Genomic DNA, 23,513 nt, shown 5'->3' with positions numbered 1-23,513 from the left:
CGAGAGCTTTCGGGCCTCGGCTTCCGCCGCCATCCGGGCCTCGAGCTCGTCTTCCAGGTAGATGGTCACTTGTCCCATGGTCGCTGCCCTCGCAATACATATATGTGGAATTGTATGTGTTTCTGGGGCGAGACGCAAACACTCTGCCGGGAAAGGAGAGCGCTGCCGCTTTATTGAGGAAAGGATGCGCCAGCGCGCCGTCATCTGCTCTATCGCCGCACCGAGGCCGCCCCAACGATCGGGCCGGCGGGTGCCCTCGACGGCCCACAGCCACACGAGCGACGCAGCAATATAGATGCCGCCGTAGGCCGTGCTCGCTCCCGCGTGTCGGGAGACCTCGTCGATGGCGGCGGTGAGGGTCATCCCCTGGCGGTACGGCCGATTGGAGGTCATGGCGTCGAAGCTGTCGGCGACGGCGATGATCCTGGATTCCAGCGGTATCGCCTCGCCGGCGAGCTGCTCTGGGTAGCTCTTGAGCGGTCTTCTCGAGACAGGGTGATGGGCTCTAGCGCGCTATCTCGCTTAGGCCGATGAGGTCGTTGAGTTTACAGGAATACGCGACAAATGTAAATCGTTCTCATTACTTTATGTGGTTACCCTTCTTCCGAGTGCAGCGTGACAGCGGGTGAACAGTCGATGCGGCAACACCTCGGACAGCAAGGTCTGCATGAGTCTCAGCTCGTCGCAGTGCGATCAGCGCTAGGTGGTCAAGCTGAGACAAGTTGGCATTTCAAAAAGTTATATTATATCATTATACATTTGTCGAGGCCAATCTCACAACTGGGGTGCACGATGCATCTTGACCGACACCGATCGTTACCGATTCTACCGATACTGGCGCTGGCGACTGGGCTGATGTCGGGTACGCCCTTGGCAGTGGAGCATGACCACGAGCATCGCCGGCATGGAGCGCACGTTCATGGCGTCGCCGCGCTAAACCTGGCACTCGAAGGCAATGAGGTGCAGATCGAGCTCGGTAGTCCGGCGGCCAACATCGTTGGCTTCGAGCACGCACCCTCATCCCCAGACGACCATGCAGCCTTGGACAAGGCAGTTGCAACACTCGAAGACGGCGACACGCTCTTCCGCTTCAACGCCGACGCGGGCTGCCGCATGGAGACGGTAACCGTCACCTCCGAAATGCTCGACGGGGAGCACGATAACCATGACGGGCATGCGCACAACGAGAGCGAGGAGCACGAACATGATCACGCGGGCGAGACCCATTCGGACATCGAGGCCGCCTACCACTTCGAGTGCGAGGCCCCAGACACGCTGAGGCGGTTGACCGTTGAGGTGTTCGAGGCCTTTCCAGGCATGGAGGAGATTAAGGTCCAGTACGTGATCGAGCGCAAACAAGGGGCCGCATCGCTGACCGCAAAGGATCACGTCGTTAGGTTCTAGACTGTGGACCAGGCTTTTCCTGAATCATCCGAGGTCGGCGAGTTGGTCATCGACATCAAAGGGCTTCAATTCCGCTGGCAGCCGAGCGCACCCTTGGTGCTGGCGCTCGAAGACTTGACGGTCACCGCTGGGGAGCGTCTGTTCATCAAGGGTCCCAGCGGCAGTGGCAAGAGCACGCTGTTGAGCCTGATCGCGGGAGTGACGACCGCGGCCGTCGGCTCGGTTCGCGTCATCGACCAGGCCTTGGAGCAGCTCGGCAGTGTCGAGCGAGACCATTTTCGCGCCGATCACATCGGTTACATCTTTCAGATGTTCAACCTGATTCCGTATCTCTCGGTGCTCGACAATGTGACCCTGCCCTGTCGCTTCTCGGCGAGGCGCCGCACCAAGGCCCGGTCGCGGGGCAGGGGCCTGGACGCGGAGGCCCGACGGTTGCTGCAACACCTCGACATGGATCAGGCTGATCTCCATCAGCGGGCGGTGACAACGCTGAGTGTCGGCCAGCAGCAACGCGTGGCGGCTGCTCGCGCGTTGATCGGCTCACCGGAGCTGCTGATCGCCGATGAGCCGACCTCTTCGCTGGATGCGGATCGACGCGAGTCGTTCATCCGGCTGCTGTTCGACGAGTGCCGCGCGTCTGGCGCGACGCTGGTGTTCGTCAGCCACGACGCCTCCCTGGAGCACCTGTTCGATCGGGCCATCGATCTCGCCGTCGTCAATCGCTCGCTTTAAGTCATGGCCATCCTGTCCCTAGCGTGGAAGAGCCTGTTGAATCGACGCTTTACAGCGTTGCTGACGCTCGCGTCCATTGCGCTGAGCGTCACCCTGCTGGTCGGTGTCGAACGGCTGCGCACCGAGGCGCGGGCGAGCTTCGCCAATACCCTGTCTGGCACCGATCTCATCGTCGGCGCGCGCAGCGGACCGGTGCAGCTCCTGTTGTACTCGGTCTTCCGCATCGGCGATGCCACCAACAACCTCTCTTGGGAGAGCTACCAGGACATCGCCGCCCATCCCAAGGTCGCCTGGACCGTGCCGATCTCGCTCGGGGACTCCCATCGCGGGTTTCGGGTCCTGGGGACCACCGAAGCCTACTTCGAGCACTACCGTTACGGGCGCGATCGCCGCCTGAGCTTTGAGGAAGGACAGCCGTTCTCTGATCTCTATGATGCCGTGCTCGGTGCCGAGGTCGCGGACACATTGGGCTATCAGATCGGCGACGCGATCATCGTGGCTCATGGCGCCGGCGAGGTCAGCTTCGCCAAACACGACGACAAGCCGTTTCGTGTCCTGGGCATCCTTGAGCGAACGGGGACGCCGGTCGATCGCACCGTCCATGTCAGTCTCGAGGCGATCGAGGCCATCCACGTCGATTGGCAGAGCGGCGCACCGATCCCCGGCCTGTCGATCTCAGCCGATCAGGCCCGGGCGATGGATCTGACCCCAAAGGCGATTACCGCCTTTCTGGTGGGACTCGAATCAAAGATTGCGACCTTTCAGGTCCAACGTTTTGTCAACGAATACCCTGAAGAACCGCTGTTGGCGATCCTGCCCGGCGTGGCACTCAGCCAGCTTTGGGATCTGATCGGCGTCGCCGAGAACGTGTTGCTGATCGTCTCGGCCTTCGTGGTCGTGGTCAGCCTATTCGGCATGCTGACCGCCTTGTTGACCAGTCTCAATGAGCGACGTCGGGAGATGGCCATCCTGCGCTCGGTCGGCGCGCGACCCGGACACGTGTTCGCGTTGATCATGGGCGAGGCAGGGTTTCTCACGCTGCTCGGCGTGCTGTCCGGCATGGCCTTGCTCTACCTGGCGCTGATCGCGGGACAGCCGCTCATCGAGCGTCGATTCGGGATCTTCGTCCCCATCGGCGGGCCGACACCCTACGAGTGGGGCCTGCTCGGCGCCGTGATCGCTGCAGGGTTCCTGGTCGGCAGCATCCCCAGCTATCGGGCTTACCGCTTGTCGTTGGCCGATGGCTTGGCGGTGCGGATCTAGCGCAAGCGTCGGCGGCAACCCTAATGCATCGACGTACCGCCTGGGAATGCTGCGCTAATCAGGCCAAGTAGCGAGAAACGCCTCCAAGGTCTCCTCAATGACGGTGCGTGGGACATCGCGCGTGATGAACACCAGCTTCGAGCGCTGGTCTTCGCTCGTCCAGCCCGGTAGCTCGATGGGTGGATAGAACAGATGCTGCACGCCGTGGATCGCGATGGGCTGGGTGCGGCCGCGGACGTTCAGGATGCCTTTGATACGCAGCATGTCCTGACCGCACATCGCGAGCAGCAGATCCAGCCAGGCATCGAGCATGGCGTCCGGGATCGGTTCATCGACGAGAATAGCAAACGACTGGATGTGATCATCATGCCGATTCACATCGTGCGCATGGCCGTGATGGGAATGGCTCGCATGGGGGTCGTGCGCCTGTGCATACGCCTCCTCATTCAGCCAGCGGGCCACATCGGGGATCTTGGCGTTGGTGCTGAACAGCCCCAGTCCAAGGATGTCGGCGGCGGCGACCTGACCGTGCCGCGCCTCAAGACGCCTCGCGGCCGGGTTGATGCGCTGCAGGCGCTGCTCGAGCGCCGCTGCCTGCTCCGCGTCGACAAGATCGCGCTTGGTCAGCAAGAGACAATCGGCCATCGCTGCCTGCTTGACCGCTTCCGGCTGGGCATCGAGCGTCGCCTCGGCGCTGGTCAGGTCGATCGTGGCCACGACGCCATCGAGACGATACCGACGCGCGATCGCGCCCACGCTCATCAGGGTATGGATGATCGGCGCCGGATCAGCCACTCCGGTGGTTTCGATCACGACCCGATCGAATCGCGGCTCGCCGCCGACCTGGTAGCGCCAGTGCGCATCCCGCAGTGTCTCGACCAGGTCGCCGCGGATGGTGCAGCACAGGCAGCCACTGCTCATCTCGATCATGTTGTCGTCGGCGACCCGGCTCATCAGGAGATGATCGAGACCGATCTCGCCGAACTCGTTGATGATGACCAGGGTGCGGGCGAGGGTGGGTTGGCGGACCAGCTGGTTGAGTACCGTGGTCTTGCCGCTGCCAAGGAAGCCGGTCAGCAGGGTCACCGGCGTCAGCGCTGTTTCAAGGTGGGGTGATGTCATCGGCGTGGTCTCAGTAGTTCAGGTTGGCCTGGCGTTCACGCAGCTCCCGGCGCTCTTGGGCCTCGACCGACAGCGTCGCGATCGGCCGCGCCTGCAACCGAGCCAGCCCGATCGGCTCGCCGGTTTCCTCGCAATACCCGTAGCTGCCATCGTTGATGCGCGCGAGTGCCTCGTCGATCTTTATCACGAGCTTGCGATACCGGTCGCGGGTGCGCAGCTCGAGCGCCTGGCTTGCCTCTCGGCTCGCGCGATCGATCTCATCGCCGACATCGCGATGGCTGTCGTCACGCAGCTGATCGATCGTCGCCTGCGCCTCGTTGAGGAGCGCTTCGCGCCAGTTGAGCAACTTTTGGCGAAAGTACGCCAGCTGGCGTGGGCTCATGTAGTCCTCATCAGCGATCGACTGCGCGTCGTTTGGTGCCATGTTTTGGGTCTCTGCGACCAAGGGTTCAGCGTTCATAAGCGGCAAGGTTTGGCTTTCGAAAAGTTATGTTATAGCATTATTGTTTTTGGTTGGCTGGAGGGGAGACTGCATGACTGCCATGGCGCTCAACGACCTCGCGACACCGCAAGGCCCCGTCGCATCGGAGTCCCGTTTCGAATCCGCTGCGCCGAGACGGCTGCCGCCGCTCACCAGCGTGATCCTGGTCGACGATGCGCAGCAGCTTGACCACATCGGCGATCCGAGGATCAGCCTTGCGCTCTGGCGGCGGGGGTTTGATCCCAAGATCGAGCGAGCGGTCGCCGGTTTGCCAACTGAGCGACTTCTGAACGGACGCATTGCGTTGGGCTCAACAGAGACGCAAGCGCAGTGTATGGCGCGTCTACAAGACCTGTTGCAGGAGCATGCCGTCGAGCCGGCGGGCCTCGGCTGGTGGCTGGCGGACATGGCCATGCTGGCCGAGCTGTTCAATGGCTTGGTCAAGCGTACGCTCGGGCCACGCCCGATCACGGCCCGCGTCGAAACGCTTGATCGCGTCTCCTGCCCACGCTTCCACGTCGATCGCACGGGCCTGCGGTTGCTCTGCACCTACCGCGGACTCGGCACCGAGTGGCTACCGAACGAGGAGATCGACCGTTCGGCGCTCGCGAATCGCCAGCCGAACGAGGTCATCCAGCACGGCAGCCAACCGCGCGCGCTGCAGCCGTTCTGGGTCGGCCTCTTCAAGGGCGAGTGCTTCCCGGGCAATGCCGGCCGCGGCCAGGTGCATCGCTCGCCTGCGGTGCCACCGGACGACCTGCGGGTGCTCTTCTGCCTCGATGCCTGATGCCTTGGCAAGGACCGCTGATCGCGCCGTCTTTTCCATCCTCTCTCTCGAGCCCAGGCGGAGCCAAGGTCGATATCCGAGCATCCCGCTGCGCCCGACGGGTGAAACCCGCCTTTGATCGTAGGACCCCTGAATGAATGCTGAACCCATCCCCATGCAAGAGACTGATGCGCGGCTTCCCGTGACGGTCTTGTCCGGCTTCCTCGGCGCGGGCAAGACCACCCTGCTCAACCACATCCTCAACAATCGCGAAGGGCGTCGCGTCGCCGTGATCGTCAATGACATGTCGGAGGTCAACATCGACGCCGATCTGGTGGGCAAGGAGGTCACCCTGAACCGCGCCGAGGAGAAGCTGGTCGAGATGAGCAACGGCTGCATCTGCTGCACCCTGCGCGAAGATCTGCTGCTCGAGGTCGCGGATTTGGCGCGGGCGGGACGCTTCGACTATCTGGTGATCGAGTCGACCGGCATCTCGGAGCCGCTGCCGGTCGCCGAGACCTTCACCTTCCGCGATGAGCAGGGTGTCAGTCTGTCCGACCTGGCGCGCCTGGATACCCTGGTCACCGTCGTCGATGCGGTCCATTTCCCGGTCGATCTGGAGCGCGCCGATGAGCTGGCCGAGCGTGGCGAATCGCTCGGTGAGGAGGATCAGCGCAACCTTGCCGAGCTGCTGGTGGATCAGGTCGAGTTCGCCGATGTGATCGTGATCAACAAGACCGACCTGATTAGCCCGCATGAACGCGAGCGGTTGCGTCATGCCCTGCGCCAACTCAACCGTCATGCCGAGATCCTGGACGCGCACTTCGGTCAGGTGCCACTGGCCGAGCTCGTAGGCACCGGGCGCTTCGACTTCGAGCGCGCGGCGANTTCGACGCCATGCAGCAGGACTGGCCGGGAAACCTGCTGCGCTCGAAAGGTTACTTCTGGCTCGCCAGTCGTCACGATTTGGCCGGACACTGGTCGCAAGCGGGCGGGGTGGTGCGCCACGGTGCGGCAGGTTGGTGGTGGTCGGCGGTCTCAGAGCCAAACTGGCCGGATGATCCGGAGCAACGAGTCCGGATTCTGTCGGACTTCGAGGGCGACTTTGGCGACCGGCGCCAACAGCTCGTGTTCATCGGCCAGCATCTGGAGATCGATGCAATGCGTGTCCGTCTCGACGATTGCCTGCTGACTGATGATGAGCTGGCCGCCGGACCTGCCGCCTGGCGTGCATTTCCGGACCCGTTTCCGGTGTGGGTGCGCGATCCTGAGCAATGAGATCCCGTTGCGATTTCAGCGCGTTTCCAAGCAATCCTGGACAAGACGAGTTCGAGTCGCCGATTGATGACTGAAGAACCCAAACTCGACCCCGCCACTCGTGCGCGTTACGAGGAAGAGCTCTTCCCGCAAAGCTATGAAAGCTGGCGTTATTGCATCGAGCACAAGTGCGGTTTGCGTTTGACCCGTGACTACATCCAGCAGCGGATCAGCATCCTGAGCGATCCGCAGCAAGAGGAAACGCAGCGCTTCACACGCAGCTACGGGCCTGCGCATCTTGCGCAGGTGGTTGCGTGGTTTGAGCGCGCCGCCGCTGAGTATTGATGAAACCCCTTGTAGAGTTCCAGCGTCTCGATGTTCTCGAAGTCGTAGAGGTTCGGCTGCGGACCGATCGGCATGCCAACGAACTGGCTCTTGATGCCGCGCACGCGCATGAAGGTGCGGCCGGCGGCGCCGCTCATGGCTTGAGCTTATCGGAGGCTAAAGTTGACCGGGATCGTTACCGTGAGCCGCGAGCGATTCAGCGCAGCCGGGATGGCGGGCAACGGCGATGCGCGCTTGAGCATGGCCTCGGCCTCTTGGTCGAGGCGTCTGTGGCCCGAGCTGCTCAGGATGCGATGCGACAGTAGGCGCCCGTTGCGATCGATCGTGAACTGAACCTTGACCGTCCCTTGCTCGCGTCTGCGGCGGGATTGGGCCGGATAGCGCTGATGCCGGTTGAGCCAAGTCGCGAGCTGACGAAAATACTGGCTGGCGATGGATGAGCTTCCGCCATGGCCAGAGCCGCCGCGCCCTGTGCCCTGCTGGCCGTGACCCGCACCCCGGCCATTGCTGCCGGTCCTGGCCTGCTCCGCGCGGCTTCCCGAGCTGGATGCGCGCGTGCCGGCTGACGGCTTGGTGGCAGGTGCTCGGTCTTGGGGGCGCGCCGGCGCATCCGGTGGGCCGCGCGCGTCGGCCGCTGAGGATTGGAGTTCGGGCTCAGGTTCGGGCTTCTTGGGTTGCGGCTTCGACTTCGCAGGGGTTGGTGCTGGCTTTGGCTTCGCCTGCGCTCGGATTGCTTCGGGCTCCTCCGGGGGGCTTGCGCGCGTCCGTTCTGCTTCATCGAGCGGTGTCGTGAGCGGGGCAACGGCGTCCGAGTGTGTGGAGGTGGCCATCAGCCGTTGCGGCGTCGCCGGCGTCATCGGTGTTTCCGCTGTCGCAGTCGCGGCCGCTGTGGTTGGCACTGGCGTGGCCGTGGCTCGCTCAGAGCCGGTGCCCGGACTCATGGCGGGCAAGAGCGAATCGGCTGCCGGCTCGACGGCAGAAAGCGCCCCTGCGGGCTTGCCGTCGCCGCCAACGAGACGTCCATCGCCACCTGTGCCGATTTCCAGAAGGATGGCGCTCGGCTCAGCGGCCGGTGATGGGCGGTGGGGCACCAGCGCGAGCGCCAGCGCGGCGTGCAGCAAGACGGCGGTCAGAAGCGCAATGATCCAATGACGGGCGTGCAGTTCCATAGTCTCTTAGCTGTGCTAGCACGCAGGTGCGAAACACAGGCCTCTGACGGTGTCACGGTGCTCTCTTAAAGCGCGAAATGTCCGATGAAACGCGTCCCCGGCGGGGCTATGCCTTCACCCAGTTCTGCCCGTCAGCATCGCCTATGGGGCAGGCAAGCACCGCCTAACTGGAGGGTGATTGCCTTGCTACTGCATGGTTGTTTGCGGCTCATTCGCTACCAGTCGAGATTCATGCTGACCCAGTAGGTGCGCGGCCAGGAGACGGCATAGTTTGATGTCCCATAGCCGTTCCAAACGGCTTGCGAGTACCATTCGTCGAACACATTTTTGACCTCGAACGCGAGGCGCAACTTGCGCGCGTCCTCGCCGCCAAAGTGGCGCTGGTAGGAAACGCCAAGGTCGACTACATCGTAGCCCTCGTAGCTTTCTGTGTTTATATCGTCGATGTAGTAGCTGCCGACATGACGCCACTTGATCTTGCCGCCGAAGCCCTGCGGTGATAAGTATTCGGCCATCAAGGTGGAGACCTGACCGGGGATGCCGGCAATCTCCTTGCCGTCGAGGGCCGGATCACTGTTGTTGCGGATCTCGGAGTTGATCAGGGCGATGTCGCCAGACAGGGTCAGACCGTCGAGTGGGCGCAATTCGACCGCTGCCTCGACGCCGGTGCGGCGCGTCTGGCCGAGGTTGCGATAGATGCCGGAGTCGATTGGGTACTCCTGGACCTCATTTTCGGTGTCCAGAATAAAGGCGGCGATATCGATCAGGAGCTGGTCGCTCGGGTCGTAGGTCAGGCCAATCTCATACTGCTTGATGGTTTCGGGGGAAACTGTCGGGTCGCTTTGATACTTGGCCTCGCCATCGGGCAGGGCGAAGCCCTCGCTATAGCTGGCGCGCAGGTCCAAGCCGTCGAGCACCAGGCTGCGAAATCCGAGCTTGGGGCTCCAGTGCGAGTAATCGTGCATGTCCTGATCGAAGGGCGGGGTGCCGGGATCGCGATTGTCATAGCTGCCGCCGAAACGGTCATAGCGCAGGCCAAGCGTCGGGCGGAAATAACGCGAGAGTTCCCATTCCCCCTGGGCGAAAGCCGAGAAGGTGGTGATGTTGAAGGTGCGATCCTGGGTTTCATCAAGGCGCACGCGGTTAAAGGTATCCCACCGGCGCCAGTCGGTGTCCTCGTTGTAGTATTCTAGGCCGAGGATGCCGGTGAAAGACTTGCCGCTAAGCAGGGTGTCGAGATTCAAGCTAGCTCCGGTGCCCCACACGTTGCGATCATAAAAGCGCTCGGTCTGCCCACCCGGCTCGTAGCCAAACTTGGCAAAGCGGGTGAAATCCTGCTGGGTGGCGTAGGCCCAATACAGCAGGCGCAGGTCATCGGTCAGTGAAAGCCCCAGATCGAAACGCTCGCTGTAGAAGCGCTTGCTGCCGCCATCGTCCTCGGCGTTGGGCGCTTGACGGGTGGTTTCGGCATCGAACAGGCTCTTGGGGATATAGCCGGGGGCATCCCAGTCCGACTCATGCGCGCGCAAGCTGAGCGCGACATCCAGATAGTCGTTGATGTCCCAGGTGAAGCGCGTCGATGCGTTGATGCGCGACCAGGCAGAGTTGTCCTGGAAGCCGTCGGTGCGGGTGCCCTGGATGGCAGTGTTGTTGTAAACGCCTGGCGCGAATGCGAGACCAAAGGCACCTTGGGCGTCCCAGGTATCGAAAGAGCCAAAGCTGAGCTTGGCCTTGCTGTACTCACCGCGCTGGCGCGTATGAAACGCCAGTGCTCCCGCGCGGGCGAAATTGCCATAAAGGACGGATGATGGTCCCTTGAACACATCAAGCTGTTCGATTTCCAAGGGGATCAGGACATTGATGTCGGCATAGCCGTCGGCGTGGGATTCGCCCTCGTTGAGCGGAATGCCATCGACGTAGATCGCGACATCACCGCCATGGGCACCGCCGCCGAAACCGCGCATCTTGATCACATTGGCGACACCGCCCATGTTGTAATTGCCAATTTCGACACCCGGAACATCCTCGAGAACCTCTTCGGTTCGCACCGCAGTCATGTCCTCGAATTGTTCCGCATTGACACGGTTCACCGTGGTGGGGATATCGTTGCGGTGCAGCACGTCCCCTTTGACCGTGATGGCGTCCAGCTCGATCGCCCCGCTTTCGCTCATCAGGGGTTGGGCGATCAAGCTCCCGGGAAGGGTCAGACCTGGCAGCAGCATCAGCAGGAGCGCCAGCCGTTGGAAGCCTGGTTGTCGGTGCATCATGGCCGCGCCTCCTGGCCATTTGGCGCAACTTTCATCAGCAGGTAGGCGCGATCGTTGTGCCAGTCGAGTCCCGAATCCGGCGCCGCCTCGCGTTCGACTCGGGCATAGACCAGCCATAATCCGGGACGATCGATGCTGATCCGGGCTTGCCCCTGGGCGTCCGTAGTGGTGCTGACGGGCGCCTCGTGATCCTTGCTTTCAAAGCCTTCATAAACCGCATACACCTCGGCACCAGCGGCGACTTGGTCATGGAGCAGGATCTTGAGGGTCAGGCTATCGCCGGTCTTCAGGCTGGCCGGGTTGTTCAATGGGACGATCTCGATCGCATGCCCCAGGTGGGCGCGCCAAGCCTCGCTGGGTTGCCCGACGTTGACATAGGTCTTGACCGATTTGACATAGGCCGTCGTGCTGATGCCGTCCGCTGACTCGCGCTTGCGACCCGGCGCGTGACCGGAACGGGTGGTGCTCCAATATTCCGGTCGCGTCGAGACAGCGCCCAGGGTGTAGGTACCTTCGCCAAGGATGGGAGCGAGGAGGCTGGCATTGGTCGGGGCAATCCGCTGGTAGGGCAGGGAAATCTCGCGGCCGTCCGGGAGCACTAGAAAGCCACGGAAGTCGGTGATGTTTGGGATCTCTTCATCGACGAAAAACTGATGGCTCGCGGTGAACCCCGCCTCTAACAAGGTCCCCGGGGATGGATCGAAGTCGCTTGGCATGATCCAGTAATCGTGCGCCCAGGCGCCGCTGGACATGAGCATCCATTGAGTGGCGAGAATGGCCACGGCTTTGTTGAGCGTGATCAATCGTTCTGTCCCCTTTGATTTGGTGGCGTCGATATCGATATTATCGATATGTAATATTAATTTTATATTTATCATATCGGCGCCGAAGTCTATACCGAGTGCTGTCGCGCTCGCAACACCCGTTCCATGGTTTTTTGGCTATGGCCGCCCATGAGCGGAATCGCCAGCGCGGGCAGGCGCATGGAGGGGACGGGTGAAGATGCGCGTGACAGCATCCTCCATGCGATGCGCACAACGCTCGACGCGGCGCTCCAGCCAACTGTGCAGCAGCACCACACCGGGATGGACGATCCGCTGACTGGATGTTGGCCGAGTCTGCGGGAAGGGGGTGCCGAGGAACGACGTCACCGCGTTGTCGAAAAAGCAACGACCGTTGCTTCGGCGTTGCATAATTGGTATGTTATAGCATCATTTGATGATTCTAAACCCCGCTGCTGTTCGATGAGGTCAATCCCGATGCGAAACGTGACTCTAGACCTGCTGATCGGGTCGCTGCTTGGCGGCATAGCCGCGCCCGTGCTCGCCCAGCCGATGAGCGATGATCAACCCTTGTCGGTTGAACTCGACGCCATCGAAGTCACGGCCGGTGTGCCGGTGCCGGGTGATCCGCTGTTGCAAGCGGCGAACGTCAATGTGCTGGCCGGCGAAGACCTGCGCCGTCGCGAGCGATTCACGCTCGGTGAGACCCTGGAGGCCTTGCCAGGTGTCGCCTCGATCACGGCGGGGAGCACGGTCGGCAAGCCGGTGGTTCGCGGGCTCACCGGGAACCAGATCCAAGTGCTGTCGAACGGGGTTGGCGTCGATTATCAGCAGTATGGCGCGCGGCATGTGCCGAACATCGACCCCTTCCTCGCCGGGCGCATCGAGGTGGTGCGCGGCGCCTCCAGTCTGCTCTATGGCTCGGGTGCGCTGGGTGGTGCGATCGATGTGCAGGCGCCGGCGTTCGTGTTCATGCCCGAGGGCGAGAGCGAAGCCATGGCCGACACACTGTTCGTCTATCACAGCAACAATGCCCAATGGGACACCGGCGCCAAGGCGCGGGCAAGCAACGATCGATTCAGCCTGGATGCCGGCGTGATGCGCCGTTCCGCCGGCGACCTCAACACACCTAACGCTAAGACAGCGGCCGAGTCCGGTGATCCGAGTGATCCCAAGTTCACTGGCGAGCTGCCGTTCACCGATTTCGATCAGCTCAACGCCCAGTTCGGTGCCGGCGTGCGGACCGACATCGGCGAATTCGGCGTCCGCTACAACCAGTGGAACAACGAGAACAACTTCCTGCTGCCGACCGGCAAGGGGATCGGTCTCTGGCTGCGCAACGACGAGCTCCAGTTCACCGGCGCCATGCCGCTCGCCTCGGGCTGGGAGCTGAAGCCGACCCTGTCCTGGCAGAACAACCTGCGCCGCGCCAACAGCGCCGGGACGCCGCGCAGTGCCGGTTTCGATGGCACCGTTCATTTGGAATTCGATCGCTATGTTGCGCGCCTGGAAGCCATCCATGACAGGCTCGGCCCATTCGACGGCGGCACCCTCGGCGTCGAGTACACGAACAAGACCCAAGACTCGCGCGGCACCACGGTGCTGGCGCCCGGCGGCGAGGTCAGCAACCTGGCGCTGTTCGCCTTCGAGAGCAAGGACATCGGCGCCTGGACGCTGCAGGCGGGGCTGCGCCATGACTGGCACTCGGTGACCGGCGACGCCAGCCGGACCCGGGCGCCGGTCGATTTCGTCGGTCGCGATTCGCACGATTTTGCGGTCTTCACCGGCTCGCTTGGCGCCGTTTATCGGCTCACCGATCAGGTCGCCATCGCCTCGAATGTCAGTCGGGGGTTCCGCGCACCAAGCCTGTTCGAGCTCTACGCCGATGGCGTCCATGGCGGAGTCGCGGCCATCCAAGAGGGTGATCCCGACCTCGATCCGGAGAAGTCCATCAACGTCGATCTCGGGCTGCGCTGGAATACGCCCCGGCTACAGGGCAGTGCGACGGTCTATCGCAACGCCATCAGCGATTACATCTTCCTGCAAGACACCGGGGAGGCGCGGGGTGGCTTGCCGGTCTTCGCCTATCAGCAGGATGACGCGCTGCTGACCGGGCTGGAACTGGAGGCGCGCTGGCAGGTCACCGATCGGCTCGAGTTCGGCGGCACCCTGGACCTGGTGCGCGGCACCAATGATCGCAGCGATGATGATCTGCCGTTGCTGCCCGCCGACTCGCTGCGCCTCGAGGCGACCTATCGCTTCGCCGAGCGGGGACCGATTCGCGAGCCCTATCTAACCCTCGGCATGCGTCATGCGGCCTCCAAAGACGCCGCCCCCGGCGAGCCGTTCGCGCAGTTCGACCGGCTGCCCTTTGGAACCGCCTCGACCGATGCCTATACGCTGGCGGATTTGGATCTCGGGTTCGCCTTCCGGGCTTTCGGCAACCGCTTGGCCCGGGTCGACCTTGCGGTGCGCAACCTGTTCGATACTGAGTACCGGGATTTCCTCGATACCTACAAGGGCTATGCGCTGAGTCCGGGGCGCGATGTTCGGCTCAGCCTGAGTGTGCCCTTCGGGGGTTAGCGCGTCGCCGAGCGCTTCTTGATTACATCAGGTAGATCTCGACGCGGCGATTCTGGCGCCGGCCGGCCGCCGTTGCATTATCGGCAATTGGTTGGGTGGAGCCGGCGCCATGTGCCACCACCCGTTCGGCCGCCAGCCCGCGTTCGATCAGGGCCTGACGCACCGCCTCGGCGCGTTGCAGGGAAAGCGGCTGATTGATCTCGGGTCTACCGAGGCTGTCGGTATGGCCTTCGATGCGGACGCTGAGTTCCGGGCGGTCCTCGAGCCACGCTGCGACGCGATCGAGCGTCGGTAGGTTCGTCGTCGGTAAGATCGCGCTGTCACTGGCGAAACAAATAGCGCGCGAATTGGCAAACGTCCAGCATCTGGAGGTTGGTCGGTTTGCGACTGGGCGACTGTAGATGGTCCGCCGTCGTTTGACCTTTCGCGCGCGCCCATGAGCCCGCTGTTCAAGCCGACCAGTCGCTAAGCTTGCCTAATGCGGTGCGTGGAAGCGCGGCACCATAGGTGATGCTGACAGGGCGCTCCGCAGCCGGCCATTGGGCCGTCGCACGGGCGATGTCGGCGGCGGCCTCGGCCTCGCTCGCGGCGGGAACGACGAAGGCCTTCAGACGCGGCGCGGCGCCGCTGGTCGGCCGCACGGCGCAGGTCGCGACGCTGGCCAGCGCCTCTAGCCGTTGGGCGACATGGGTCGGGTTGACGTTGACGCCGCCGATCGAGATCACCGCATCGTAACGCTCGCCCAGCGTCAAGCGACGCTCATCGAGCCACGCGGTATGATCCAGCAAGGGGACGATGGCGCCGCTGCTGTGCCGGAGCTGGGTGGCGTCGTGGCGTTGCCAATGCGCGAGCAGGGTATAGGGTGCCTCAGGCTGCCAGCGGGTCGCGATACCGCCGGTTTCGGTGCTGCCGTAGATGTCCAGCAGCCCGGTCAGGCCCCCAGTGCGGTCCTCAGGTAGATTCTGATCCTCAGGCAAATCCTGACCGAGCAAGGCCGCATGGGTCGCGGGCGCGAGCGTTGCCGTCGAGGAGACGCCCAGCATCGGCGTGGGCCAATCGGGACGCGTACGCGCCAGGTAGTCCCAGCGCGGCGGGACCGTGACCAGCAGGTCACCGGCGTGTAATCTCGGCGGTGCCGCGGTCTGTACCCAGACCCTGTGCAGCCCCATCCGTTCGGGGAGTGCCACGCCGAGCATGAACCCATAGAGATGATGGAGCGGTAGCCAAGCGACCACGCGCTCGATGGGCGCGACCTTGGTCAAGCGTTGATGCAGGGCCTCGGCCTCGGTGGCCAGATGGGCCCAGGGATGGACGTGGCTGGTCGGCGCGCCAGTGCTTCCTGAGGTTTGGAAGGCCAGACCTGAGGTCGAGCTGGTTGCCTCGGCGACGAAGGCGACCCAATCATCGAAGTCGCGCAGCATCAACAGGCGGTCTTCGCTGCCGGTCTCGTGCAGGCGGAAGAAGGTGTTGACGCTGGCGGCCAGATGCAGCCGCTCCAGCGAATCGAGCGGGGCCGAGGCATCCCACGCGGGTGGGGCCTCGGTGCCGCGGTGGGCCGATAAGGCCGCGCCCAGCAATGACCTCAGGACATCCCCGCAAGCGGCCTCGGGCAACCCATGAGGCATGTGGGGCATGCCTCAGAGCCGTTTGACGAAGATCCAGTAGCTATCGTCGACCAGCGCCTTCTTCATGTGCACCTTCACCTTGGTCGGCTTCATCTGGTAGTCGAACACATATTCGAACATGGTGGCGAGGTTGCCGTTCGCGACACCTTCCTTAAAGCGACCCTGGAATTCCTGGCTTTTGGTGCAGGGTGCGACATCCTCGAAGAAGTTCTTCCCGATCACGCTCTTGGGATCGCGTCCGGTGATCCCGCCCTCGGCGGCATTGTATTGCAGGACCTTGCCGCTGGCATCGAGCTGAATCGCGCCGAATGCCAGTTGATCGAGATCCTGATCGCTCATGTTGGCGAGGGAATTTTCGATATCGTCGCTGCCGAAATGTACGATGTCCACGATTGACTCCTGGGATCAGGTCGTTGGTGTTGGGTGTCCTGTCGCATGGGCGATTCCGACGAGCCGAGCCTCTCCGGCCTGCCATGCTGGAAGAGCCATGCTAGCGCGCATTGCAAGCGAGTCTAGTGATGCCAGATCACGCCTGCAAGGGAACCACCCGCGTTGGCGACACCGCCGGCGCGCGCGTCCAGCAGCGCCGCAAGCGCGAACAGCAAGGGTAGAATCGCCGCGCTGACCCAGAGACCACTGCGCAGCATAGCCCCCTGTGGCACCTGGCCGCTGCCAAAGATGATGGCGTTGGGCGGGGTTGCAACCGGCAACAGGAAGGCGCAGGAAGTGGCCAAGGCCACCAGCATGGCGATCGCCATGCTGTCGATCTGTGGCGCCAGACCGATGAACAGCGGGATCAGGAGGGCCGCGCTGGCGGTATTGCTAGCCACCTCGGTCAACGCCATCGCGAACAGCACCAGCAGCATCAGCCACTGCGCTCGGCCCCAGCGCAGTGGCTCGCCGACCGGCTGGACCCGGCCGGTGAGTTGCGGCCGCAGGCTCAGGCGCAAGGCGAATTCCATCAGCGGCAGCCTCAGGATCACCAGAGGCACGCCAATCATCAGCCAATCAGCGAAACCGAGATCGGTATTCGCGGCCGCGATCGCATTCGGCGGGCTTCCCACCAGGGTGCCGATGCCGCCGATGTTGGCCGCGAAGGCGATGCCGAGCAGCACATAGATGCGCGTGTTGCGCTCGGTCTCGGCGGCGAGTGCAAAGCCGCCGAGGAAACAGGAAGATCACCGGATTGGCAAAGGCGGCTAAGGCCTGATCCATCGGCATGATCCCGCTCGTGGTCGCGAGCAAGGGCACTAGTAGCGCGGTGACGCTCAGATGCAGGGCCTCGCTGAGCCAGAGCCAAGCGATCGCGGCCAGGATCGCTATAGCCCGCTTGCGACATCCCCGAGCAGCGGGCTGGTGCCGAACTCAAGGCCGAGGTAGAGCGCGAGGCCGATGATGAGATTGAGCGTTTGCATCATGAGTTGCTGTTTGAGACCTAATTCACATCCTTGAGCTTACGGCATCGTCGATTTTTGCGTGTTGCGTGATCTTCTGCTAGCTTTGGGTCTATCACTCACACGTAAAAGGAGCTCATCATGGATGCTGCCGTCGGCAATGCTGTCAACACCTCAATGATCATGAACCAAGCGCAGACCGCGCAACAGGCTCAGATGGAGATCTTTAAGGACGCACTCGACAATCAAAAGCAGCAGGTAGCTGCCTTGATGGAATCGGCAATGGCAGGCTCGGGTGCGGAATCTGGTTCTAACCTAGCGTCTGAAGGTCACCTTGGCACCCAAGTCAATACCTACGCCTAACCGCCATTCCGCCTGAATAATCGAGCGCATGCGGGCTACGTCGGCGGTCAGCCGGTAGCTCCGCCAAATCACTCACCAGCGCCGCTTGCGGCGCTGGCTCTATCCTCCCTCGTTGCCATTTTGCATTGATGACGCGCGTAGTGCGATGATCGATCGGGCCTGGCTCACGGTCGTCGGCATCGGTGACGACGGACGAGACGGCCTCGGTGGCGAGGCCGTCGCCGCGCTCGAGGCGGCGACACTGATCTTCGGTGGCGAGCGTCATCTGGCGCTGCTACCTCCCCAGGCCGGGCAGCAACGCCGGCCCTGGCCGCGCCCCTTCACGCAGGCTTACGACCAGGTGCTCGCGCACCGGGGCGAGCCGGTCTGCGTCCTCGCCAGCGGTGATCCGATGTTCTATGGCATCGGCTCGCAACTGGCCGAGCGCCTGCCGCTCGATGAACTGCGCATCCTGCCGGCCCCTTCCTCGATGAGCCTGGCGGCGGCCAGGCTCGGTTGGCCACTGCAACGAGTGCGCATCGTGCCAGCGCACGGGCGCCCGCTCGCGCGCGTGGCCCTCTACTTGGCCGAAGGCGCGCGCTTGCTGGTGCTCAGCGCCGATGGCGACACGCCGGCGGCGCTGGCGCGGCTGCTGGTGGCGCAGGGCTATGGTGCCAGCCAGCTGCACGTCTTCGCCCACCTTGGTGGAGCCGATGAAACGCGCCGCGACGCCCGCGCGGCCGATTGGGATCCGCGCCCCTGTGCGGCGCTCAATCTGGTCGCGGTCGATTGTCACGCCGATCCGGGCACGCGCCCGCTGTCACGGCGCAGCGCGCTACCGGATACGGCCTTCGCGCACGATGGCCAACTGACCAAACGCGATGTGCGCGCCCTGACCCTGGCGCGCCTGGCGCCACGACCGGGCGAGCTGCTCTGGGATGTCGGCGCCGGCTGCGGCTCGATCGGGATCGAATGGCTGCGCGCCGAGGCCAGTGGCCGCGCGATCGCGATCGAGTCGCATGCCGAGCGCTGCGGTTTCATCGAACACAATCGCGAGCGGCTCGGGGTGCCGGGGCTCGAGCTGGTGGCCGGCCGCGCGCCGCAGGCGCTGGCGGGACTGGACGCGCCTGAGGCCATCTTCATCGGCGGCGGCCTCACCGTCGAGGGCATCGTCGAGCACTGCTGGCAGGCACTCAAGCCCGGTGGGCGGCTGGTGGCCAATGCCGTCACCCTGCAGACGGAGGCGGCGCTGGTTGGCTGGCGCGAGCGCCTCGGCGGCGAGCTGACGCGCGTGAGTGTCGCCCAGGCCGAGCCACTCGGGCGTTTCGATGGCTGGCGCACGGCCAGACCGATCACCTTGCTGAGCGTCGACAAGCCACTGGCCCGATAAACGCCCTCAAGGCAGGAACAGGGCGGCGGCCGCTGCCGGGGCGGAAGGGAAGTAGAGATGCAGATAGCTCGCCCGGATCGGCCCCTGTCGATAGAACGGCTCGCCCGGCGCGCCGTCGTGCTGGCGGATGCCGTGCTGCAGGGGGGCGACGGGCGTGCTCATGGTCGAATGATGAAAGCTGTGACCGCGCAGCTCACCAGCCGGATGCGCGAGCGCCTGCATGCCGAGCCCGGCCAGGCGCGGCTGCAAGCGCCCCTCGCCGGGGAGCAGGCCGGCCATCTCGGCGCTCTGGCCGTGCTTGTCGCACAGGTGCTCGAGCAGATAGAGCATGCCACCGCATTCGGCATAGAGCACTCGCCCGGCGCTGACATGGGCGCCTAGCGCCTGTTTCATCGCGCTGTTGGCGGCCAGCTGAGCCAGGTGCAGCTCGGGATAGCCGCCGGGCAGATAGACAGCGTCGGCGGGTTCCAGGCCTTTGTCGCTGAGCGGCGAGAAAAACACCAGCTCGGCGCCCAACTGCGCGAGCAGCCGCAGATTGGCCGCGTACAGGAACGAGAACGCGGCATCGCGCGCGATGGCGATGCGACGCCCGGCGAGCGGCTGCGTGTCCTTATCCGCCTGGGTGTTTACCTCTGCCGCCGGCGCTGGTTCCTGGAAGTGGAAGCTGACCGCCGGCGGCAGGCTGGCCAGTTCCGTGGCGCCGATGCGCTCGGCCAAGCGCTCCAGGCGCTGTTCCAGGTCTGCGATCTCGTGGGCCTGCACCAGGCCCAGGTGGCGGCTCGGCAAGGTGGCCTCGTCGAGCCGGGGCAGGGCGCCGAGAAAGGGCACCTCGGCCGGGAGCCCGGCGCGGATCATCTCGGCATGGCGCGCGCTGCCGACGCGGTTGGCGGCGATGCCGGCGAAGCGCAGCCCCGGGCGATAGTGCAGCAACCCAAGCGCGAGGGCGCCGAAGGTCTGGCCCATGCCGCGGGCGTCGATCAGCGCCGCGACCGGCAGCCCGAAGGTCGCGGCCAGATCGGCCCCGGAGGGAACACCATCGAACAGCCCCATCGCGCCCTCGACCAGGATCAGGTCGGCCTCGCCGGCGGCCTGATAGAGCGCGCGCCGACAGCCGGCCTCGCCGACCATCCAGAGATCGAGCGGCTCGGCCTCGGTGCCCGAGCCCGCCGCGCGCCCGAGGATCATCGGGTCGAGAAAATCGGGGCCGGTCTTGAACACCCGCACGCGACGGCCGGCGTTGCGATGATGGCGGGCGAGGGCGGCGGTGAGCGTGGTCTTGCCCTGACCGGAGGAGGTCGCGCTGAGCAACAGCGCTGGGCACTGACGCTCACCGCTGTCGCGTGTTTCGGTTTGGTGGCGAGTCAATGGCAACATCCATCTGGCGATTCTAGGCGAATGACGGTACTCGATTCTTGCTCGCGTGCGCGAGCCCCAGCGCTCGCCCTTGGCATCGGCTGCATGCGCAACACGGCGCTGGCGACCTTGGAGGCCGCCGTCGATGCGGCACTGCGCGACTTGGGGCCAGTCGCGGTGAGCACACTCGCCAGCATCGAGCGCAAGCGTGACGAACCGGCCTTGCGGCAACTGGCGCACGCGCGTGGCTGGGCGCTGCGCTTCTTTAGCGCCGCCGAGCTGGCACCGGTGCGGGTCGCGCGCCCATCGCCGAGGCTGGCGCGCGTGCTCGGTAGCGCATCGGTTGCCGAGGCCGCCGCCTTGCTGGCCGCGGCAATCAATAGCGTGCCAGGTGAATCACCGCAGTTGCTGGTCGATAAGCAGGCACATCGAGGGGTGGATGGCAAATGGGTCACCATTGCCGTGGCTTGGAGCGGCCCGACAGCGGAGCTAGAATAAACCATCGCGCCTTGTCCTAGTCCGAGGACACCGTCGGTGGCGGGCCGCGCCATTTCCTGCGCTTCGCCAAGGAGATCGCTCACGGCCATCACGAATGCTGGGACACGGCGGCGGCTATCCGCTCGGCTCATGGCACTGGGCGATGTCTATGATGCCCTCATCAGCCGCCGGGTCTACAAGCCGCCCTTCTCCCATCGGCGCGCCGTCGAGATCATTCAGGAGGGGCGCGGCGGCCACTTCGATCCGCAGGTGGTCGATGCCTTTATCGCGTGCCAGGAGGACTTACGCCAGATTGCGTTGGCCCATGCCAACCACCAAGATGAGCTCGAGGCCTTAGAGCAGACCGATGACCGACGCCTGACATATTCCCGGTAGAATCGAGACTCGCATGACCAAACACGACCTTGCCGCCTCATTGGCGTCGATGACACCTCCCGATACCGCCGCGGCGAATCAATTTGCCGAGCGGCGCGAGTTTATCGTCGCACAGGTCGATGAGCTGATGCTGGCGCGCCCCGATCTGGATGTGCTGATTGGTGTGTCGAATCATGATCAAATGCGCCGTAATCACCGCCACCACAGCCTGTTCATGGCCTCACTCTTGGCCGATTACGATGCCTCGCGTCTGCTGGAGACGATGCTGTGGGTGTTGCCCGCCTATCAGGCGCATGGGTTCAAGTTCCGCTATTGGGGTGTGCAGTTAGCGGCCTGGCAGACGGCATTGGCAGACCTGTTGGACCCAGATGTCTGGCAGCAAATCGCGCCCATCTATGCCTGGATGCAGGAGCATCTGGACACCATTCACAGCTTAAGCCTGGCAGAGCAGGCAAAGCCGGATCAGGCGCTCTCGCTCATCGGTGATGGCACCAGCGAGCACATGATGATGCGGATTATTCAGGCCACCCCCCTGGCCTTCTGCATCACCAACGAGCAGGGTGTTTTCGAGTACACCAATCCCGCCTACTGCACCTTCTATGGCTATGCGCCGGCTGAATTGATCGGCGAACATTTCACCAAAATTGTCCATCCGGCGGCGCGCCAACAACTGATCGAATTGCATGATCAGTTCATCGCCGGGGAAGGAGAGATCCGTGGTGAATGGGCGGTCATCGATCGCACTGGAACCAACCGGTATGTGCTAGCCGATGCCGTCCGAATCTTCGCCGCGGATGGTCGTCCGCGCAAAGTCACCTTTATCGTCGACATCACCCAGCGTAAGGAAGCCGAGATCGCCTTGCGCGAAAGCCAGGCGCGTTTCGCGCGCTTGACCTCCCAGTTGGGGGATCGGCTGTTTTTCTTCACCAATGCGCTCGATGGCAAGCTTTTGTACCTCTCCGAAGGCTGCAAGCCGTTGCTCGGCTACGCCACCGTTGCGGAGGCGATTGGGCGCTCCTGGCGCGAGCTGGCCGACTGGTCGCCCGAGTCGCTGGCGAGGGTGGGCGAGGAGCACTGGCTGTGGCTGTCTCAGCAGGACGGGAATGCGCGCTTTGAGTTGAGCTTTCGCCACCCGAACGCGGACGCTGACTGGCGTCAGCTCGAGGTGCATGCCTGCCGGATTTTCGATCAGGAACGCGAGCTGGAGTTGATCGAGGGGATCGCGATCGAGGTCACCGAACAACGCGCGCAGGATGCGCGCTTGCGGACCTTGATGCGGGCGGTGGAACAGGCGCCCGTATCGATCACCGTGGCCGATACCCAGGGTGACATTCTCTATGTCAACCCGTATTTCACCCAGCTCAGCGGTTACAGCAGCGCCGAAGCGATCGGGAAGAACTCGCGTTTTCTGCAGTCAGGCGAACAAGATGAGGCCTTCTACGCGCAGATGTGGGCAACCCTGGAACGCGGCGAGACCTGGCGCGGCGAAATAACCAACCAAAACAAACAGGGACAGTTGTACTGGGCGGAAGCCGCTATCTCGCCGGTATTCGACGAGCAAGGGGTATTGCAGAGCTATGTGGCGGTCAAGCAGGACATCAAGGATCGCAAGGAACTCGAACGCACCCGGGAAAATGTCGAGCGCATCATGCGCCACGACCTGAAAGCACCACTCAATGCCATCATCAATCTGCCCGAGCTGCTGCTGATGGACGAGAGCCTCGGCTCGGAACAACGCAAGGATATCGACCTCATTCGTGAATCCGGTCAAAACATGCTCGATTTGATCGATCGCTCCCTCGATCTGTTCAAAATGGAGAGTGGTCAATTCCACTACCGCGCGAGTCACGTTGATCTGATGAAAATCATGCAGACTGCCCGCGCCTTCATCGCGGAACAGCTGAGCCGCAAACAACTGCGCCTGGCGCTTCGCCACAATGGCCAGGCACTCTCGCTGGAGTCGGTTGCTGCCAGTCCCTGTTGTGTCGCCGCCGATGCGCGTCTGCTGCTGTCGATGCTCGGCAATCTGCTGACCAATGCCGTCGAGGCCTCACCCCCTGGCGAGACCATTCGCCTGGACATCCGCGAGGAAGGCCAGGGGGAGGGTGAGTCAGAGGGCGAGGCGGATGAGGGGGCCAATCGCCAGGTGTGGCTCGAGATCAGCAACCGAGGCGCGGTTCCAGCGCCGATGCGCAAACAGTTTTTCGCCAAATATTGCACCTACGGCAAAGCCAATGGCACGGGGCTTGGCACTTATTCAGCCAAACTCATGGCCGACACCATGGGCTTTGCGTTGAGCATGAGCACCTCGGATGCCGAGGATCGTACCTATCTGCGTCTGCGCATGCCGATCAGTCATCAGTGA

General features: G+C 63.5%; 23 protein-coding genes and 3 pseudogenes. 13 read left to right on the top strand and 13 right to left on the bottom strand.

Annotation, left to right across the window (positions count from 1 at the left end):
* Positions 1 to 363, bottom strand: a pseudogene (locus tag CCR82_RS07955) (hypothetical protein); the annotation flags it as partial.
* Positions 364 to 855: 492 nt separating this feature from the next.
* On the opposite strand from CCR82_RS07955, the gene CCR82_RS07950 reads away from it, so the two are divergent.
* The 3 genes from CCR82_RS07950 to CCR82_RS07940 are packed head-to-tail and all read left to right on the top strand — an operon-like array spanning position 856 to position 3,399.
* Complete coding sequence (locus tag CCR82_RS07950; protein ID WP_201244842.1) at positions 856 to 1,404, top strand: DUF2796 domain-containing protein; 549 nt, start codon at positions 856 to 858, stop codon at positions 1,402 to 1,404.
* Between the two features lie 42 nt (positions 1,405 to 1,446).
* Positions 1,447 to 2,136, top strand: coding sequence for an ABC transporter ATP-binding protein (locus CCR82_RS07945; protein ID WP_201244858.1), 690 nt, complete (start codon positions 1,447 to 1,449; stop codon positions 2,134 to 2,136).
* A gap of 3 nt (positions 2,137 to 2,139) precedes the next feature.
* Positions 2,140 to 3,399: an ABC transporter permease gene (locus CCR82_RS07940; protein WP_201244841.1), complete on the top strand. Its 1,260-nt coding sequence runs from the start codon at positions 2,140 to 2,142 to the stop codon at positions 3,397 to 3,399.
* Positions 3,400 to 3,453: 54 nt separating this feature from the next.
* Here the strand turns inward: CCR82_RS07940 and CCR82_RS07935 are convergent, their stop codons facing one another.
* Together CCR82_RS07935 and dksA are read right to left on the bottom strand one after the other, a co-directional pair.
* The gene (locus CCR82_RS07935; protein WP_201244840.1) at positions 3,454 to 4,521 is read right to left on the bottom strand and encodes a CobW family GTP-binding protein; all 1,068 of its coding nucleotides are present in this window, start codon (positions 4,519 to 4,521) and stop codon (positions 3,454 to 3,456) included.
* Between the two features lie 10 nt (positions 4,522 to 4,531).
* Positions 4,532 to 4,945 (bottom strand): RNA polymerase-binding protein DksA, encoded by a 414-nt coding sequence (dksA, locus tag CCR82_RS07930; protein WP_201244839.1) that lies wholly within the window; start codon positions 4,943 to 4,945, stop codon positions 4,532 to 4,534.
* Between the two features lie 109 nt (positions 4,946 to 5,054).
* Here dksA and CCR82_RS07925 point away from each other — a divergent pair, with 109 nt between their 5' ends.
* The 4 genes and pseudogenes from CCR82_RS07925 (at position 5,055) to CCR82_RS07915 (ending at position 7,370) form a co-directional block, all read left to right on the top strand.
* Positions 5,055 to 5,789: a DUF1826 domain-containing protein gene (locus tag CCR82_RS07925; protein WP_201244838.1), complete on the top strand. Its 735-nt coding sequence runs from the start codon at positions 5,055 to 5,057 to the stop codon at positions 5,787 to 5,789.
* Between the two features lie 154 nt (positions 5,790 to 5,943).
* Positions 5,944 to 6,655, top strand: a pseudogene (locus CCR82_RS18625) (GTP-binding protein); the annotation flags it as partial.
* A 1-nt stretch (position 6,656) separates the two neighbouring features.
* Positions 6,657 to 7,046 (top strand): GTP-binding protein (locus CCR82_RS18620; RefSeq protein ID WP_242513339.1); only part of this gene is annotated, 390 nt, incomplete at its 5' end.
* Between the two features lie 66 nt (positions 7,047 to 7,112).
* On the top strand, positions 7,113 to 7,370 hold the full coding sequence (locus tag CCR82_RS07915) for a hypothetical protein (protein WP_201244837.1): 258 nt from the start codon (positions 7,113 to 7,115) through the stop codon (positions 7,368 to 7,370).
* Positions 7,371 to 7,516: 146 nt separating this feature from the next.
* Here the strand turns inward: CCR82_RS07915 and CCR82_RS07910 are convergent, their stop codons facing one another.
* The 4 genes from CCR82_RS07910 to CCR82_RS07895 all read right to left on the bottom strand — a co-directional run bounded on the left by CCR82_RS07910 (position 7,517) and on the right by CCR82_RS07895 (position 11,957).
* Entirely contained in the window at positions 7,517 to 8,539 is a 1,023-nt protein-coding gene (locus CCR82_RS07910; RefSeq protein WP_201244836.1) for an energy transducer TonB, read from the bottom strand.
* Positions 8,540 to 8,754: 215 nt separating this feature from the next.
* Positions 8,755 to 10,806, bottom strand: a complete 2,052-nt coding sequence (locus CCR82_RS07905) for a TonB-dependent receptor (RefSeq protein ID WP_201244835.1) — start codon at positions 10,804 to 10,806, stop codon at positions 8,755 to 8,757.
* Entirely contained in the window at positions 10,803 to 11,609 is an 807-nt protein-coding gene (locus tag CCR82_RS07900; RefSeq protein ID WP_201244834.1) for a DUF4198 domain-containing protein, read from the bottom strand. Before CCR82_RS07900 ends, CCR82_RS07905 begins: the two co-directional genes overlap by 4 nt.
* A gap of 138 nt (positions 11,610 to 11,747) precedes the next feature.
* Positions 11,748 to 11,957 carry a hypothetical protein gene (locus tag CCR82_RS07895; RefSeq protein ID WP_242513338.1) on the bottom strand — a complete coding sequence of 70 codons (210 nt, stop codon included), beginning with the start codon at positions 11,955 to 11,957 and terminating at the stop codon, positions 11,748 to 11,750.
* A gap of 108 nt (positions 11,958 to 12,065) precedes the next feature.
* Here CCR82_RS07895 and CCR82_RS07890 point away from each other — a divergent pair, with 108 nt between their 5' ends.
* Positions 12,066 to 14,171, top strand: coding sequence for a TonB-dependent receptor (locus CCR82_RS07890; RefSeq protein WP_201244833.1), 2,106 nt, complete (start codon positions 12,066 to 12,068; stop codon positions 14,169 to 14,171).
* A gap of 22 nt (positions 14,172 to 14,193) precedes the next feature.
* Here CCR82_RS07890 and CCR82_RS19325 read toward each other — a convergent pair whose 3' ends face one another.
* The 5 genes and pseudogenes from CCR82_RS19325 to CCR82_RS19320 all read right to left on the bottom strand — a co-directional run.
* The gene (locus CCR82_RS19325; protein ID WP_420827318.1) at positions 14,194 to 14,484 is read right to left on the bottom strand and encodes an OmpA family protein; all 291 of its coding nucleotides are present in this window, start codon (positions 14,482 to 14,484) and stop codon (positions 14,194 to 14,196) included.
* A gap of 136 nt (positions 14,485 to 14,620) precedes the next feature.
* Positions 14,621 to 15,805, bottom strand: a complete 1,185-nt coding sequence (locus CCR82_RS07880; RefSeq protein ID WP_242513336.1) for an AMP-binding protein — start codon at positions 15,803 to 15,805, stop codon at positions 14,621 to 14,623.
* Between the two features lie 3 nt (positions 15,806 to 15,808).
* Positions 15,809 to 16,186: a photoactive yellow protein gene (gene pyp / locus CCR82_RS07875; RefSeq protein WP_201244832.1), complete on the bottom strand. Its 378-nt coding sequence runs from the start codon at positions 16,184 to 16,186 to the stop codon at positions 15,809 to 15,811.
* A gap of 122 nt (positions 16,187 to 16,308) precedes the next feature.
* Positions 16,309 to 16,761 (bottom strand): anion permease, encoded by a 453-nt coding sequence (locus CCR82_RS19105; protein ID WP_420827317.1) that lies wholly within the window; start codon positions 16,759 to 16,761, stop codon positions 16,309 to 16,311.
* Positions 16,744 to 16,935: pseudogene (locus tag CCR82_RS19320) on the bottom strand (SLC13 family permease); the annotation flags it as partial. The pseudogene CCR82_RS19320 and the gene CCR82_RS19105, both read right to left, overlap by 18 nt.
* Before the next feature lie 396 nt (positions 16,936 to 17,331).
* On the opposite strand from CCR82_RS19320, the gene CCR82_RS07865 reads away from it, so the two are divergent.
* Both CCR82_RS07865 and cbiE read left to right on the top strand, forming a co-directional pair.
* Positions 17,332 to 17,553, top strand: coding sequence for a putative motility protein (locus CCR82_RS07865; protein WP_201244830.1), 222 nt, complete (start codon positions 17,332 to 17,334; stop codon positions 17,551 to 17,553).
* Between the two features lie 145 nt (positions 17,554 to 17,698).
* Positions 17,699 to 18,922 (top strand): precorrin-6y C5,15-methyltransferase (decarboxylating) subunit CbiE, encoded by a 1,224-nt coding sequence (cbiE, locus tag CCR82_RS07860; RefSeq protein WP_201244829.1) that lies wholly within the window; start codon positions 17,699 to 17,701, stop codon positions 18,920 to 18,922.
* A gap of 6 nt (positions 18,923 to 18,928) precedes the next feature.
* On the opposite strand, the gene CCR82_RS07855 is transcribed toward cbiE, so the two are convergent.
* Entirely contained in the window at positions 18,929 to 20,296 is a 1,368-nt protein-coding gene (locus CCR82_RS07855; RefSeq protein ID WP_201244828.1) for a cobyrinic acid a,c-diamide synthase CobB, read from the bottom strand.
* A 21-nt stretch (positions 20,297 to 20,317) separates the two neighbouring features.
* On the opposite strand from CCR82_RS07855, the gene CCR82_RS07850 reads away from it, so the two are divergent.
* From CCR82_RS07850 to CCR82_RS07840, 3 genes are all read left to right on the top strand, one after another.
* The gene (locus CCR82_RS07850) at positions 20,318 to 20,773 is read left to right on the top strand and encodes a cobalamin biosynthesis protein (protein WP_201244827.1); all 456 of its coding nucleotides are present in this window, start codon (positions 20,318 to 20,320) and stop codon (positions 20,771 to 20,773) included.
* Positions 20,774 to 20,902: 129 nt separating this feature from the next.
* Complete coding sequence (locus CCR82_RS07845) at positions 20,903 to 21,148, top strand: hypothetical protein (RefSeq protein ID WP_201244826.1); 246 nt, start codon at positions 20,903 to 20,905, stop codon at positions 21,146 to 21,148.
* Between the two features lie 13 nt (positions 21,149 to 21,161).
* A complete protein-coding gene (locus tag CCR82_RS07840; protein ID WP_242513334.1) occupies positions 21,162 to 23,513 on the top strand; it encodes a PAS domain-containing sensor histidine kinase in 2,352 nt (783 codons plus the stop codon).

The organism is Halochromatium salexigens, assembly GCF_016653295.1.
In the GTDB taxonomy this organism is placed as follows: Bacteria; Pseudomonadota; Gammaproteobacteria; order Chromatiales; family Chromatiaceae; genus Lamprobacter; species Lamprobacter salexigens.
This window is presented reverse-complemented; position numbering and strand designations above follow the sequence as displayed.